The 15,089-nt window shown below is 37.4% G+C and carries 13 protein-coding genes; 5 read left to right on the forward strand and 8 right to left on the reverse strand.

Features of this window, described 5'->3' with window-relative positions; all coding sequences use genetic code 11:
• Positions 1–637: 637 nt before the first annotated feature.
• The 6 genes from P4L16_03135 to thrS all read right to left on the reverse strand — a co-directional run bounded on the left by P4L16_03135 (position 638) and on the right by thrS (position 6,254).
• Positions 638–772 carry a hypothetical protein gene (locus P4L16_03135; protein MDR3624117.1) on the reverse strand — a complete coding sequence of 45 codons (135 nt, stop codon included), beginning with the start codon at positions 770–772 and terminating at the stop codon, positions 638–640.
• A 102-nt stretch (positions 773–874) separates the two neighbouring features.
• Positions 875–1,408, reverse strand: a complete 534-nt coding sequence (locus tag P4L16_03140; protein MDR3624118.1) for a DUF5414 family protein — start codon at positions 1,406–1,408, stop codon at positions 875–877.
• A 4-nt stretch (positions 1,409–1,412) separates the two neighbouring features.
• A complete protein-coding gene (gene purB / locus P4L16_03145) occupies positions 1,413–2,792 on the reverse strand; it encodes an adenylosuccinate lyase (GenBank protein ID MDR3624119.1) in 1,380 nt (459 codons plus the stop codon).
• Positions 2,789–3,535 carry a CT583 family protein gene (locus P4L16_03150; protein ID MDR3624120.1) on the reverse strand — a complete coding sequence of 249 codons (747 nt, stop codon included), beginning with the start codon at positions 3,533–3,535 and terminating at the stop codon, positions 2,789–2,791. The genes purB and P4L16_03150 overlap by 4 nt, the downstream gene beginning before the upstream one ends.
• A 26-nt stretch (positions 3,536–3,561) precedes the next feature.
• Positions 3,562–4,314 (reverse strand): ParA family protein, encoded by a 753-nt coding sequence (locus P4L16_03155; GenBank protein ID MDR3624121.1) that lies wholly within the window; start codon positions 4,312–4,314, stop codon positions 3,562–3,564.
• Entirely contained in the window at positions 4,311–6,254 is a 1,944-nt protein-coding gene (gene thrS, locus P4L16_03160) for a threonine--tRNA ligase (protein MDR3624122.1), read from the reverse strand. Before thrS ends, P4L16_03155 begins: the two co-directional genes overlap by 4 nt.
• Positions 6,255–6,343: 89 nt before the next feature.
• Between thrS and P4L16_03165 the strand changes: the two genes are divergently transcribed.
• The 5 genes from P4L16_03165 to P4L16_03185 all read left to right on the forward strand — a co-directional run bounded on the left by P4L16_03165 (position 6,344) and on the right by P4L16_03185 (position 12,596).
• Positions 6,344–9,226 (forward strand): hypothetical protein, encoded by a 2,883-nt coding sequence (locus tag P4L16_03165; protein MDR3624123.1) that lies wholly within the window; start codon positions 6,344–6,346, stop codon positions 9,224–9,226.
• An 88-nt stretch (positions 9,227–9,314) separates the two neighbouring features.
• On the forward strand, positions 9,315–10,646 hold the full coding sequence (locus tag P4L16_03170) for a hypothetical protein (GenBank protein MDR3624124.1): 1,332 nt from the start codon (positions 9,315–9,317) through the stop codon (positions 10,644–10,646).
• A 240-nt stretch (positions 10,647–10,886) separates the two neighbouring features.
• Positions 10,887–11,456 (forward strand): hypothetical protein, encoded by a 570-nt coding sequence (locus tag P4L16_03175; GenBank protein MDR3624125.1) that lies wholly within the window; start codon positions 10,887–10,889, stop codon positions 11,454–11,456.
• A gap of 57 nt (positions 11,457–11,513) precedes the next feature.
• Entirely contained in the window at positions 11,514–12,008 is a 495-nt protein-coding gene (locus P4L16_03180) for a hypothetical protein (protein MDR3624126.1), read from the forward strand.
• Between the two features lie 24 nt (positions 12,009–12,032).
• Complete coding sequence (locus tag P4L16_03185; protein MDR3624127.1) at positions 12,033–12,596, forward strand: hypothetical protein; 564 nt, start codon at positions 12,033–12,035, stop codon at positions 12,594–12,596.
• On the opposite strand, the gene P4L16_03190 is transcribed toward P4L16_03185, so the two are convergent.
• Both P4L16_03190 and P4L16_03195 read right to left on the reverse strand, forming a co-directional pair.
• On the reverse strand, positions 12,593–13,813 hold the full coding sequence (locus tag P4L16_03190) for an MFS transporter (GenBank protein ID MDR3624128.1): 1,221 nt from the start codon (positions 13,811–13,813) through the stop codon (positions 12,593–12,595). The genes P4L16_03185 and P4L16_03190 overlap by 4 nt on opposite strands.
• 102 nt (positions 13,814–13,915) lie before the next feature.
• Positions 13,916–14,899, reverse strand: coding sequence for a hypothetical protein (locus P4L16_03195; protein ID MDR3624129.1), 984 nt, complete (start codon positions 14,897–14,899; stop codon positions 13,916–13,918).
• Positions 14,900–15,089 lie beyond the last annotated feature (190 nt).

Below are 15,089 nucleotides of genomic sequence, written 5' to 3' on the forward strand. Positions count from 1 at the left end.
GAAAAAGAACATGCTGTCCACAAGGCTCAAGTATTAACCTATTTACGATTAACAAGACTTAAGCTAGGGCTGGTACTTAATTTTGGGCAAGGACGGCTTATTGATGGATTAACTAGAGTAGCTAATGATCTGTAACTCTCTACGCCATCGCGTCTCTGCGTAAAAGATGCAACGTACTCGTTGAAAACGCTATCACAAAATATACATAATAATTTTTTGCATTTTACGTTAACATGTCATTTTTATGAGAAGAATTTTCTTATAATTTCCTATTTTCTTTCGTAAAACATCCCGCTCCTAATTGCTGGCCTTAGCTGATCTTTTGCGACATGCTTTTACGACGTAAAAGAACAAATGGCGTCGTAAAAAATTGAAAACCTGATCGATAAAAGGGCAGGGCCCCCTATAGAAGACTAATTTGATACGTTACATACTCGCTCTAGTGCCGTCAAAAAAATGCGCACTTTCTTTTATTCAAGTTGCTCAAGGCATGTTCGCTCCCCTGAATGATGGGTATCTTCTCATGAAGAAAATAGTTTGCCCCATATTACCATATGCGCTTTTGAATGTGATGAATTTGAAAAAATAGAAAAGCTTTGTGAAGATTTGCGAAATTGCAAAGTTGATCCATGCCCAATCAAATTACTCTCTTACTCAAAAAAACGGCGATTTCCGAGCCGTTAATCAAGTGCCCATCCTCCCAAGAAATCCAAAGAACTTGCTTAATTTTTGTAGCAAGTATAGAAATAAGTTCATCATTTGGTATTTTCATAAGCCAAATAATGCTTATTTTTAGCTTTTATATACAAATAATTCTTGAACTTGTTTGTGTATACATCGTAAACGATTCTTCATTTACGATGTGTATAGATATTTACAGGGCATTTGCCATTTTATGGAGTTTATCACTGAGTGTAAGAAGGTCCTTTTTCATGTGATTGAGTTGTTTTTTGCCCTCAGGTGTTTTTTCAAGGTCTTGGAGGCGTCCTTGGAAATGCTGTAGAATATGTAGAGTGCTTGCAGGGTCTGAAATAAATAAGAATTCATCGCCATCTATCCTGCGGATACGGTTTAGAAGGGCAACGTCATCTTGATTATTGATTGTATCGGATGTGATAATATTGATGAATTCACCCCGTTCAAAAACTTCTTTTGCAAGGCGAATCAGTACAGAAAATTGATGTGCAATGTTCTTAAATAGATCATGTGATTTAGATCCTGCTAAAAGTCCTTCTTTTGCATTGCCTACAAGTAAGGATTCATAGAGGTCTTGGGTAAAATTTTGATTTCCTCCACTCAAAGATAGAATCAAGTTTTGAAGCTCACGAAATGTAGAGCGTGTAATTTTCATTGCAAAAATACGCTTTAAGGTATTTTCAAGGTGTAATAGTGCTTTTTCATCTAACATATTTTTACTCTATGTGGTTTTTTAAAAATTCATCTACTTGCTCTTCTGCCCTTCCAGATAACTTCTTGATATCTGAAAGCTTATCTAATTCATCTTTTGATAAATTGAATATAGGGTCATTGCTAATTAGTTCCAAGAGATTATTCGATTTTCCCTCAACTTTTATTTGATAAGAAACCGTTTGACAATGCCTTCTAAGAGCTTCGTGTAGTAATTGACGATCTCCACCTTTTTTTGTTGCCACCATTAAAATTTCTTCTGTGAGTAGAAAGGGAAGCTCTTCTTTAATGTGAGCTTCTATTATCTTAGGATAGACTGAAAGGTTATTAAAACAGTGTAGCATTAGGTTTAGGATGGCATCCGCTGTAAGAAATGCTTCTGGAAGTACAAGACGCCTATTAGCAGAGTCATCAAGAGATCGCTCTAGCCATTGTGTTGCAGCTGTATAGGATGGGTTTTCAGATAATGCAATGACAAAGCGAGAAAGAGAGCAGATGCGTTCCATTAAAATAGGATTGCGTTTGTGAGGCATGGCCGATGAGCCTACTTGTGCGCTTTCAAAAGGCTCTTCAATCTCTTTTAAGTGCGCCAAAAGACGCAAATCGTTTGCACACTTGTGGGCAGTGATGGCAATACCAGAAAGTACGTTTAAGATGTGCACGTCTTGCTTTCTTGTATATGTTTGTCCAGAGAGTGGGAGTACTTTTGAAAAGCCAAGTTCTTTTGCGATGAAATTTTCTAATTCTTGAACTTTTTGAGAATCCCCTTTTACAAGGGATAGAAAAGAGCTTTGTGTGCCAGTTGCTCCTTTTAAACCAAGAAAGCTGAGCGTGCTTTGCCTATAAGCTAGGTCTTGCATATCAAATAAAAAGTCTTGCAGCCAAAGTGCAGCTCTTTTTCCTACAGTTGTAGGGGTGGCTGGCTGAAGATGTGTATAAGAAAGGCAAATAGTTGCTTTATATTGCTTTGAAAAGGCTGCAAGGGATTTGCAAAGCGCTTTTAACTTAGTTTCAAGTAAAGAAAAAGCCTGTTTAATCAAGAGTAAATCGGCATTATCCGTAATGAATGCGGATGTGGCTCCAAGATGTAGAATAGGCTTTGCCAGTGGACAAATATCACCGTAAGCATATAAGTGAGCCATAACATCGTGTTGTGTGAGTTCCTCGTGAGTTTTTACAGCTTCATAGTCAATAGAATGGATTGCGTTTTCTAATTCATCAATTTGTTCTTTTGTAATGTTAAGACCTATGTGCTTTTCTGCCTTTGCAAGGGCTATCCATAACCTTCTCCAAGTGGTGTATTTGCTATGCTTAGAAAATAAGTATAGCATCTCATCACTTGCATACCTCAATTTAAGAGGACTCTCATAAACATGTTTAGTCATGTGGCGTCTTTCTCTTTTCCCAAAATAGCATAGAATGAATCTAGAATTGTTTCTAAATGCTTTTTTTGGTTTTTAGTGAGTTTTGCGTCCTTAAGAATAGGATGTATTTTTTCAAAAGTTGCAAGCAGCTTCTCGTAAGCGCTTGAGCCTCTTTTGTCTTCTGTGTGAATGGGAAAAAGTTCTCGAATAAGCATTAAAATTTCATGCTTTGTCTTGTTTATAAATGATTTAAGAACCTTTTCTTTTTTATCAAGTGGTGCATCTCTGCTTGCGAGTGTATAGACAGCTTGTCTTGGAAGTGTGTCGATAAGGGGATGTAATTCTTTGGAAACGGATATATAGAATTCATAGTATTGTAAGAAGTTATAGGGTGTTTGACGGTTTCCATAGATATTCATGAGCCAAGAAGAAAAAGCTCCTTCCTTATAGGTTTTGAGGAGTTCTTTTGCGCGTTTAATGCGCTCTCCATGAAGAAGAGCTGCTTGATTATTGATCGCTTTAACTTCTACTGTGATGTTTGTAAGAGATTTAAGATCAGATGATAAGTCATGAGATTCTAAGCTGTAGCGCTCGAGTAGAAGCTTTAGTTCGTGCATTTCGCCTTCACTGAGCTCGGAGGAGCCAAAGATCCCAGTAAAGCTTGTAAGAGAGCCAGATGCGCTTTTTTTTGCAAGGACTGCCATTTTGGGATGTTCTTCACTTGATTTTAAGCGCTCACTTAAAATAGCGTTCATTTTTGACATGAGGACTCCTGATGTGTAAAGCGGCTTTACATTCGTTTAAGTATTTCTTTGGTAAATGCTATGTAGTCTTCTGCTGCTCTACTTGTTGGTGCTGTTTCAAAAAGAGGTTTGCCAAAGATTGCGGCTTCAGACACTGTGATATCCCTTCTAATTTTAGAATCTAAAAGTTTTCCAGGAAACGTACTTTCAATGACTTCTAAAAAGGCTTGGTTGCTTTTACCTCGTGGATTCCAAAAAGAGAGGGCAACACCCAGGACGCTTAAAGGATGGCGCTCTGCTATGCTTTTAATAAAAAGAGCCAAGCGCTCAAGGCCTTTAATGCTGTAAAATTCGGGTGTTGCACAGATGAGAGCATGGTCTGCTGCAATGAGAGCGGATTCTGTAAGCCAGCAAAGTGAGGGAGGTGTATCAACAATGATGTAGTCATATTTTAAAGGCTCTAAAATGTTTTTTAGTCTTTCGTGGGAATAGCGATCGGAGGCAAGGTCGCCATAGACTTCAACTCTTTCTAAAAATGTATCCGCAGGGACAAGATCAAGCTTGGCGATATTAGTTTTACAAATGATCTGTTTTGCGCTTTTTTTGCCTTGCAATACAGAAGCCATACTATCAAGCTTGTCCGGATCAAATCCAAGGCCTGCAGTTAGATTCGCTTGAGCATCAAAGTCTACAAGAAGAACTTTTGCTTTATGATACTTTGCAAGGGCTGCACCTAGGTGAAGTGCGGTAGAAGTTTTTGCGGTTCCGCCTTTAAAACTGCTGATAGCAATACATTTCATAGGGAGCCTTCCTTGGTATAAGGAGAGAGAAGTGCTTTTGTATGCATTTCTTTTTCAATTGTTGAGATAAACTCGTCGATATTCAATTCCCCTATAACAAGGTTATCGCGGGTACGAAGAGAGCAATTTTGATGTTCAACTTCCTTGTCTCCAATTGTAAGCATATAACTTGTTTGCGCCACTTGTGCTTCTCTCACTTTTTTACTGATAGATTCGGACGTGTCATCTACTTCGCAAAGAATGCCTGCAGAATGAAGTTTTTTTGCAATTTCATTTGCAAATGGAACGTGTCTATCGGCAACTGTTAGTATGCGAACTTGTCTTGGATTCAACCAAAGAGGAAACCTTCCTGCAAAGTGTTCTATGAGTATGCCAAAGAAGCGCTCGATAGATCCGTAGATCACTCTGTGTAGCATAACAGGTCTGGGCCTTGTTCCATCATTACTTACATACTCTAGATCGAATTTTTGAGGAAGTGCAAAGTCTAGTTGAATGGTTCCACATTGCCAGGTACGCCCAATTGCGTCTTTAATGTGAATGTCTATTTTGGGGCCATAGAAAGCGCCATCTCCCTCATTGAGGCGGTAAGGCCTTTTCATAGATTCCAGAGCTTGTTTTAGACCACTTGTTGCAGCATCCCAATCTTCATCACTACCAATTGTATTTTTTTCTGGACGAGTAGAGAGTTCCAAATGGTAGGAAAGACCAAAAGTTGTATAGATTTCATCTACGAGGTGTAAGATGTTTTGAATTTCATTACCAATTTGTTCTCTTGTTAAAAAGATATGAGCATCATCTTGGTGAAATCCACGTACTCGAAATAGGCCAGAGAGCGCACCAGATGCTTCGTGACGATGAACATGGCCGATTTCGGCAATACGTAAAGGAAATTCCCTGTAGCTATGAGGAACAGATTTGTAGTAAAGCATGCATCCTGGGCAATTCATGGGCTTTATGGCAAATTCACGCTCCTCGATAGAGGAAGTATACATATTTTGGCGGTAGTTGTACCAATGGCCAGATTTTTCCCAAAGCTCTCTAGTCATCATGACAGGTGTTTTAATTTCTACATAATGTGCTTTTTTGTGACACTCTCTCCAGTATTCAAGGAGTTTATTCCAAATGATCATGCCTTTTGGATGGATGAAGGGCATACCAGGAGCTTCTTCTTTGAGTGAGAACAGGTCTAATTTTGGTCCGAGTACTTTGTGATCTCTCTTTTTTGCTTCTTCTTGCTGATGTAAGAACTCTTTTAAAGATTTTCTGTCAGGAAAAGATATCCCATAAATACGCGTGAGCATCTCGTTTTTAGAATCACCATGCCAATAGGCACCTGATGTCTTTAAAACCTTGAAAGCTTTAATTTTTCCAAGGTTTGGAATGTGTGGACCTCTACAAAGATCAAAAAACTCACCCTGACGATAGCCAGTAAGCTCTCCATTTCCAAATTTTTCAATGAGCTCTGTTTTATACTTATTGTTTTTAAAGGAGGCTAGAGCCTCTTCTTTACTTGCAAAGACTTCTCTTTTTGTTACATAGTTTTCATTGATAATTTTTTCCATTTCAGCTTCGATTCTTTCAAAATCAGTATCGGAAATCCAAAGATCAGCAAAATCATAGTAAAATCCATGTTCAATGGGTGGTCCAATTGTAGGTTTTGCGTTGGGAAAAAGACGCAATATGGCTTGTGCTAAGACGTGAGCAGTCGTATGCCAAAACATCTCTTTTCCAATAGGGTCATCAAAGGTCCAAAAAGTAACTAAATCGCCTTCATGTAGAGAATGAGATAAGTCAAGAGTTGTCCCGTTGATGCTTATACCAAGGCCTTGATTTGGCCCCGTTAGATTGAGCTTTTGCGCTAAATCTTTTGCGGTGGAATCATTATTGATTTCAACTTGTATGGTTTTAGAAGTTTTATTATCTATGACATTAATTAACATAATAGTGAATTCACACGGGTAAAGTTTTAAGTCGCCATAGTATACAAAATGCAGTCAAAAATAAAGATCAAAAAATATACACTGTAGATATGCGAAAAATACTTGAACAAATAACACAGCTTGCTGATCAACCAGGCTTTTTCTTGAGGGTATATGAGCTTGTTTGTGAGAAAAGAAAGAAAGATTCTTCTCTTGTTACATCGATTTTTGATCAAGATGTTGCCTTAAGTTTAGAACTAAAGGATTCATCTTTGCAAGAAAGTAGCCGCATTCGAAATGTAATTAAAACAAGAGCTATTGCAATTAGATTAATTACAGATAGCGGAGCTGTTCATGAAGAATTTTTAAAAGAAATGATAGCTTATCTTAGAGAGAAGCGCTTTCTTTTAGGGCCAAAAAGCATTCATGAAGCCCCTATGGAAGAGCATCTATTTAAATCGCTTCAATTTTTACAAGAGAGTAAAGAGGTAAATTTTTCTCTTAAGATGATTAGCAAGCCCCTTTCTTTTCCATACGTCGAACAGCTTGTTCGAGATACATTAGATCTGGATTTAAAACATGTTGTAACAGATGCGGATGTAAAAAGAGCTGTGCTCTCTGCGTGGCTTTGCTATTTTAGGCAAAATGTAGGTTCTTGTTTTGCAACGGCTCCTGCAATTGTAATTCATGATGAACAACCGATCCGCTTTTTGCATGATTGTAGAGATTTGTTCAGCACGGGCCGTCTTAAAAGAACATTTGGTGGTATTGAGTATTCTGTTCCTTTAAGTCCAAGTTTTGGTTCTGGATCGTTAAGAAAGCCTGTTTATTTAGCTCCTAAGGGCAAAGAGCTTTTGGGTGTCAAGGGACTTTTTATTGTCCTGAAGTCGTTGCAAATTAAAAAAAAATCGGAGAAGCTAATTGAAGAGGCATTTTCTGCCTATAGGGGCGGTATCATAACCGTAGAAGAAATTTTAAAAATATTGCTTCTTTATCATTATGAGTTGCAGGAAGATGAGATAAGAGAAATTGAAGACAAGCCTGTAGATCTACTACAGCAGAAGCTTCTTGCAGAAACTAAAGTTAAAATTTCAACAAAAAAGAGCAAAGCTCAAATTATCAGAGGCTTTCACGAGAGTTTTTCTAGAGCAAAAGTCATTTATAAGGCTGTGACGGACAATCCGATATTAAGAACATGGGAATTTACTGTTGCATCTTTTTCTGAAAGCAAAGCAGATTTTTGTACATGGAACATTTATTCTAGTTTAGGGATGCACTCCTCAGAGCCACAAGGAATTGGAGAGTGCATCTATAATTTTCTTTCTAAAAAATTGGAAGAATATAAAAAAGAGATAGATGAGATTCAGATTCACTATGAACAGGTATTCTACCAAGCAAAGACATTGGAATCTCAGTTAAAAAGAGCATCTAGTGAGTCTCAAGAACAGTGGGCTAGAATCGAATACAATTCGTGCCTAAGACAGATTGATGAGCTTTTAAATAAAAGAGATGCTTTTTCTGAAAAAACAAATTCAATTAATCAGTTCTATCAGTTTTTGATGAAAACATATGAACAGAAGTTTCCTGAATATTTTCAAGAAATTTATGATGCAGATATGCGCGAAGAAGCGGAATCTTTTTATGATGATAGCCCAGCAGGCTTTAGGTTGTTATTTAAACATGGAAGAAATAATCCATCTGTTTGGAGCATGATCTATACACCTAAGCAGTTTATTAATTATTTGGTAGAATTTTTTATTTTAACTGAAAATGAAATTATGCATTCAGAAGGTATTGACGATTTAAAAAAGGAGTATTCTGACCTTGTTGGAGAGATTACAAGACATATAAAGACAGATGAGTTTTTGGAGTCAGCATTTTATAGAGTTGCAAAAGTTCACAAAGTTGTACCTCAAAGTAAACCTCTTGAAAATCTTGACAAGATTTCAAAAAAGCCATGGGCATATACATCTGGAGGTTCAATGGCAACTTTAATTAGCTGCCTTTATAGTAGGGAAAGCCCCCCTACTGAAAAGTCAACATGGGTTGAGAGTGAAGAGGAGCTTTTGGCGTTTTATGTAGATTCTTTAAAAGAAGTGCCTCATTCAATTATTAAGGCGTTTATGAATGATGCAAAGCGTTCCATGCTTGCGTTTTCGCCGACACATGCTTTTACTTTAAAGCCTGGTCTAGAACCATTTGTTCTTAGCTGGATGGAGCAATCCTATACTTACACATGGGTTCGAGATCATTTTATTGTGCCAAGAAAAGACTTTGTTCAAAAAATTTATGTCTCAGAAATGATTTTAGAAGCTTTTTCAAATGTACTTTCTAAAAATTTACCAGAAGAAATTGCGCTTTTGCTAAAACGGTCTATAAAAAGTATTTCTGGAAATATGACATTGCCAGAATTTCGCTCTTCTTTGATTCAGCGCTTATCTCAAGAAAATTGGGTAAAGCGTATTGGAAAAGTTCCTCTCTCTTTAGAAGATATTGATGGTTCTCTTTATGAGCATTTTCCCTATATTTCAAGTGATCTTTTGGCAAATAGAGTAATAGATATTTTGAAGCATGTTTTGGGAGATCATTCTCTTTTAAAAGGCGATATAAGCTTATTATCAGAATATCTTAGTACAAATGTATCAAAGTATTCAGTAATTTCTTCAAGTGAATTGAGGGAAATTACTGAAGCTTGTCTCTTACTTTGTAAAAAAGATGTAAGTTTTGTACTCGACTACCACAATGAGATTGTTGTAGCAATGCAATCTCTTGGATTTTCCATGCCACGCCCCATTCTATTTGCTGACAGCAACTGGGTTAATACGCGTTTTGGCTTTGTTATTAACCCAGGAACCCTGGAATTAGAGTTTTGGGCTCTTGACTATGTTGGCTCTACAGGTCATCCACTTATGTCTTGGAAAAAATGGTTCAAGGGTTTTGGAAAAAAAACTTGGGGTCTTTACGTAAAGCCATTTGAATATGGGCAAGAGTAAAGTCTTTGCAGAGTCTTTAATTTCTTATTTACTTAATAATAGATAGAGGATATACATTTCCACTTAATTTAATAAAAGTGGGAGAATCATGAAACTTTATAAATACGTACTTCCTTTATTTGCATTATTACTTACAACAACACTTTTTGCTCAAATCGAAACAGACACCGAAGAAATTGAATCTGAACCATTTGAAGAATTAGAAGAGGCAGAAAGACGAGCTGCTGCAGAAGCTGCAAAGGGTGGTATATCTGTTACTGCCGACATTAGGCTTAAGTGGATTCCTCAACTTAAAAACAATTTGGGTTATCATACGAGAGGAGAGCCTGCTGTAAACCCTGTACAAGTCGATGGGGGTATACCATTAGTTACCACGGCTCCTGTTGCAACGCCTCTTAAAGCCCCCTCAAACTATTTTCAAGCAGAAGGCAATATCTATTTTGATTATGATGGCGGCAGAGATTGGGCTGAAACGCAATTTCAATTTAAAACGACAATGGGCGTAGAGAGTAGCGGTGTTACGGGTGTAAATGTGAGAAAAGCCTGGGTTGGTTATAGCTTCTACAGGGGTTGTAATAATTCTGACCTTTATGTAGAGCTTGGTCGCAAGGGCATGTCAAATATTTTTGATTCGCGTATTCAATACGATTCTTCATTTGATGGTATCTTGCTAAATTATGATACTGAAACTTGTATCGGTCCTTTTAAAACAGAAGCAGGCCCTTGTATTGTCGATTATAGGGATAGTCACTATGCATGGGCAGGAGAGGCTTTTCTCGATGAAATTATGGATACTGGTTTTTTTGCAAAATACTCTTTTGTCCATTGGAGAAAAAAAGGTGCTGATCGCTATGGTGTTTTAGATTCTCCAAAGTATCGTTTTGTCAATTCTCAGTTTATGCTCGGGTATGATTTTGTTCCCGACTACTGGGGCTTTGAAGGCAAAGAAGGAGCTATCTACGGTGCTTGGTTGATCAACCATGCTGCAAAAAAAGTTGTTACATCTAATTGGACGCGTGCGAATCAGGGCTGGTATATTTGTTTGGTATATGGAAAAATTGGTAAGACGGGTGATTACCTTTTTGATATTTGTTATCAAGAAGTGGGTTATCAAGCAGTGCCTAATTTTGATAGTGCAGGTATAGGAAGAGGAAATTCTACAGCTAGGGGTGACTATGCATGTACGGCAGACCCAACAGACCCCGGTAACTATGTAGACCCTCAGAGTGTAAATGTGGTCCCTGCATCCCAGGCAGAAGGTAATTCTAACTATAGGGGCGTAGAATTTCGCTCTTACTATAGTGTCACAGATCATGCACTTATCAGAGCAACATCTTCTTATTCTGTTGCAAAAGACAAAAACATTGGTGGCAAGAACAGATTTGTAAAGTTTGACCTTCAAGTGGTATACGACTTTTAAAATAGACTTCTTGCATAATTAGCTTTGCTTAGAAAAATTGAAATTTTAACAAGCAAATGTAATTATGTAAGAAGTCTAATCAAAGTTCTACGAAGAACATCATCAAATATCCAATTTAAAAAATAAATTTCCCAGGGGCCTCTCTCTGGGAGAAGCTGCCTTCTCTAGAACAATAGCTTTTCTTTTTCTAATAAAAATTATATATTTAAAGAAATAACTATAATTTTTTAGGGAGTTCGTATGGTGCTCAAATTTATGTTCCTCACAATTCTTTCCCTGGGTCTAATCTCAGTATCTTACGCTCAAACGCAGTCTAGAAGAGGCTATAATGTGCCTGCACAAGAAGAACGAGCTACTGAAAACACACCGAGAAGGTACAGAGTATATCAACAAAATGAGAACCCTACTTATGGAACTCGATATACAGAACCTTATATAGCACAACTAGATCCTGATGTTAAGTTTAGAGAAAGGCATGTTCGAAGAGCTATTCAAGATGTCAATGTAGAAGCCGCTAATAAGGGAAACTATGCAGTAGACTATGTTTTATCACGAGATGCTCATGGACGCTATATTGAGCATTATAATCGTTCAATGAGCAATCGAGAGTTAATGAAGAAAAGAGGACTTGCTTATTCCGAGATTCGAAATCCATCTGCTGCAACAGTAAGAGTTTTAAATGCTGATGGTTCTGAGGTGCGAAGGATTACTTCAATTAATGAAAAAGGACATTTAGCCATGGAAAATACACGAGATTATGTATTTACAGAGCCTCCCGATGCCCCAAATAGAGAGCCTTTCTCTTATTAACGCGAGTTTTGGATATATTAAATTTAAGTACTTTAATAAAAGTAGAGGAGATATTTTATGAAATTTACAGCACCTTTTGCGCTATTGTTAAGCACAAACCTTGCAGTTTTTGCACTGCCAGCACCAACAGATGCTCCTGGCACTGTTTTTACATCGCAATCGATGACAACAGAATCGTCATTGACTGTGCGTGCTACAGCTTTGAATTTTTCTAAGTGGAGCTCTTTGGCTCTTGATATCTATAGAAAAGATAATCAGCAAGGCTATATTGGTTGGTACGATCTTACTTCCAAAAGCTTTTCTGGCACATATACTTCTGGCTATCCTCAAGATACGTTAATGGGATCTGCGGATGTTGCAAGGCAGGCGCTTATTAATAATAGTGCAGCCTATGTGAGTGGTATTGTTACTATTTTAGATCCAAGCAACAAGCCAAGATGCAAGATCATCTTTATTGGAGCAAATGGTCAGCCAGATGCTAATGCTGCACAAAAGTTTGTAATACTTGTTAGTAGAAGTTCTGACTCTGTTCCAGTTCAATATCAACAATAAAAATAATCATTAAAAGAGGTAGTTATGAAATTTAAGTTAACGTGTTTTGCTATTCTAGGAGCTGTTGTTTCCTTTGTGATTTTTTCAAGCCAACAACAGGTTACTGCTACAAATCCACCTGCTAAAAAGGAGTCTCCAACGCTTACATCTGTAAATATAAGCCTTAAAGATGCAGAGAGCAGGATACATGATAAATTGTCTATTATTTTAAATGGGTATAATGAGGCAGGTGTTGCTGGAGGCGTTGCTGTATATGGAGTTACCAAAAATTCTAGTATGAGTGAGCCTACACTTACAGTACAGTTTTATCATGGTAGCGTAGCTTCCAATCCTAATACAACAGCTGTTCTTTGGAGTAATGCTCAAGCGGCTGCTAGTAGCGCAAACTATAGTGTTGCATTTCCTTTGGCAGACAAAAGTAATGCAATTGTAGGTTATGTTGTTGTAGGATCAAGTTCTCGTCCTGACTTGGATCAGCAAGCTATTATGAAAGCTTTACTGGTTGTAAAGGGAGTAAATCCTTTACAGCAAGATTTGCAAGCTCGGTCACAAGCAGAGCAAACAAGAAGCTCAAGGAGTTTTCGCTAGTACCCAAAAAGGCTTTTTAGAGGGAACCTTAAAAGATAGAAGAAGAGAAGGGTAACAAATGCTGTTATGATGCCAATGCACATAAAGCCAATATTGGCAGAAAACCCAAGAATATTGCCGATTAGATAGAGAAGAAAAGAAGCGAATAAAACGCCCGTAAAGCCCATTAAGTTGTTAGCAGCAACATTTTGCCCTCTCTTGTTGTTTGGGCTTGCAGCTTGTATGTAGGAGTCTAGTGGGATTAAATAGATTCCTCCAAAGGCTCCAAGAAAGAAAAGAGCTAAGAAGAGAAGGTAAAAATTTAGCTCACAAAAACTTAATGTGAGCGCGCTGATAGACATTCCAAGAGCGCCAATGGGTGATAGGCCAAGTTGAACTTTTTTTCCAGATAGCTTTCCAGCTACAAGAGATCCTATACCTATTCCAAGAGCCGTGATTAAAAAAAGATAACTTCCTTCTATTTCTGAAAGTCCAAGGCAGTATACAGCATAGGGAATAATGTTGAGCTGAGTAAAGCCTCCAATAAAAAGAAAATAAGCAGATCCAAAAATAGCTACAAGGAGATACTTGATGTTGCTTGCTTCTTTTAGATTATGAATAACTTCTAAAAAAAAGAAGGGGGTAAATTTTTTAGAGGAGCTGGCAGCAGGTGTATGGGGGATTTTTATAGCTGTAAGCATTCCAATAATTGCTAAGATTAAACAAGCAAAAGATGCAAAAAAATAGTTTCTGTCAGAGGCCTCTACAAGTGGTCCAGCAGCAGATGTTCCAATGATAATGGCGAGAAAGGTAAATGAAGATAGATAACCATTAGACTTAGAGAGCTCTTCTTTTTTAACAAGTTCTGGAACAATGCCATACTTGGTAGGACCAAAAATAGCACCAGATATTGCCAGTATAAAAAGAGCTGAGTATAGACCAAGAGCACTTTCTAGCCCAAAGGAGATGACACCGAGTATGGCCGCTGCAAGCTCAATTGCTTTGACATAGATAATGATGACCTTTTTGCTGATGCGATCTGCAAGTGTTCCTGCAGGAATAGAGAGAACAAGAAAGGGTAGCACAAAGATGGCTCCTGCAAGAGACAAAATTGTTTGACTTTGCTTTATACCCTGAATGTTGATGAGCGCAAAAATAAGAAGAAGTTTAAAGAGGTTGTCATTAAAAACCCCCAAAAACTGTGTCGCATTTAAAAAGGTAAAGGGTTTTATTTTCATGCTTAGTCTTTACGTTGTTTGTAACGAAGCAATTATATTAAGAAGAGGGAGTTATACACAAACAATTCTTGAACTTGTTTGTGTATAAAGTGAATGTCTTTCTTATTTGGAAGAATCGGGATAATATTGTAGAAAGGCTTTAACATTGCCTGCGTCTTTTTCCAAAATACCGCAAATTTTTGCCGTTTCTAAAGTCTCTACTTGGATTCTTAGCTTATTTAGTAAGTTAATATAGCCTGAGTAGTTATCTTTGAATCGTTTTGGGAGGATATGGGCATGTTTGTCAAATTTCTCTTTATCTATGGGCATAAGATTACCACCTAGTCCAGAATCAATAGTTAAGAATACTTGAGGTGTGGGATATTTAAATTGTGGATTTGTGCTTTCAAGAGATCCGAATAAGTGCTCAAAGTCGTGTCCATTTATGATCTCTGATTTAGGATCAATCATTTGAAATAGTTGTTTTGCCTGGTCTAAGGTATTAGTGGTTATCGAAGAGGAGGTTTTTTTGTCTTCATCACTAGTTTTTAGTAAATAGTCTGGGTCAGCCAAGATCCAGTTAACCTGGTAGCCAAGTTCTGTCAATTTAGCGTGTAATACGATTTCTTGGAAGCAAGAACCAGGAGCAATACTGCAAATCCAGAGAGGCTCTTTCTTAGAATGAAATTCTTTTGATATTAATTCTATCAGTTGTGTCTCGAAGATTCCGCGAGAGTCAGAGTCTTTATTTCTTGATAAAGAGGGGTGGCAATGGCATTCTGCAATGCCTGGATATTCCTTCATTTTTCCATTTTCATCTAAAAGTGAAGCTGGGTTTTGAGTAAGTGCTTGGATAAGGGCAGCTCTCTTGGGATTTAAAATATCTTGAGCCTTCTGGTCTGTTTTTTGCGTGGTTTGGTTCATGAGGCCAACTGTTATACGAAATGTAGCCAATGCTCCGATACCAACTGTTAAAATGCCCATTGTTAATGTGATTAAGGCAATCGCAAATTTTTTAAAAAAGCTACTATTCTTGTAAGTACTTAATGCATTTGTTTCTTTATAACGTGGATTGAAACAGTAAGATATGATATTACTTATGTTCACAAAAGCCTTCTTTATTTGTTTATATCACTATTGTAATTTTTATGTATAAAGATCAAGTAAATCAAGATTATGGTGCAGGATATAGTTTGTAATATTTCATACAGCTTTAGTTTTTTTAGCAGCTTGTAAAACTTCTTCAAGAAGAAGTTTTTCTGAAGTAGAATAAGATTTCATGGACTCACCTCATAAT

It is taken from the genome of Chlamydiales bacterium (assembly GCA_031292375.1).
GTDB lineage: Bacteria > Chlamydiota > Chlamydiia > Chlamydiales > VFKH01 > JARLHF01.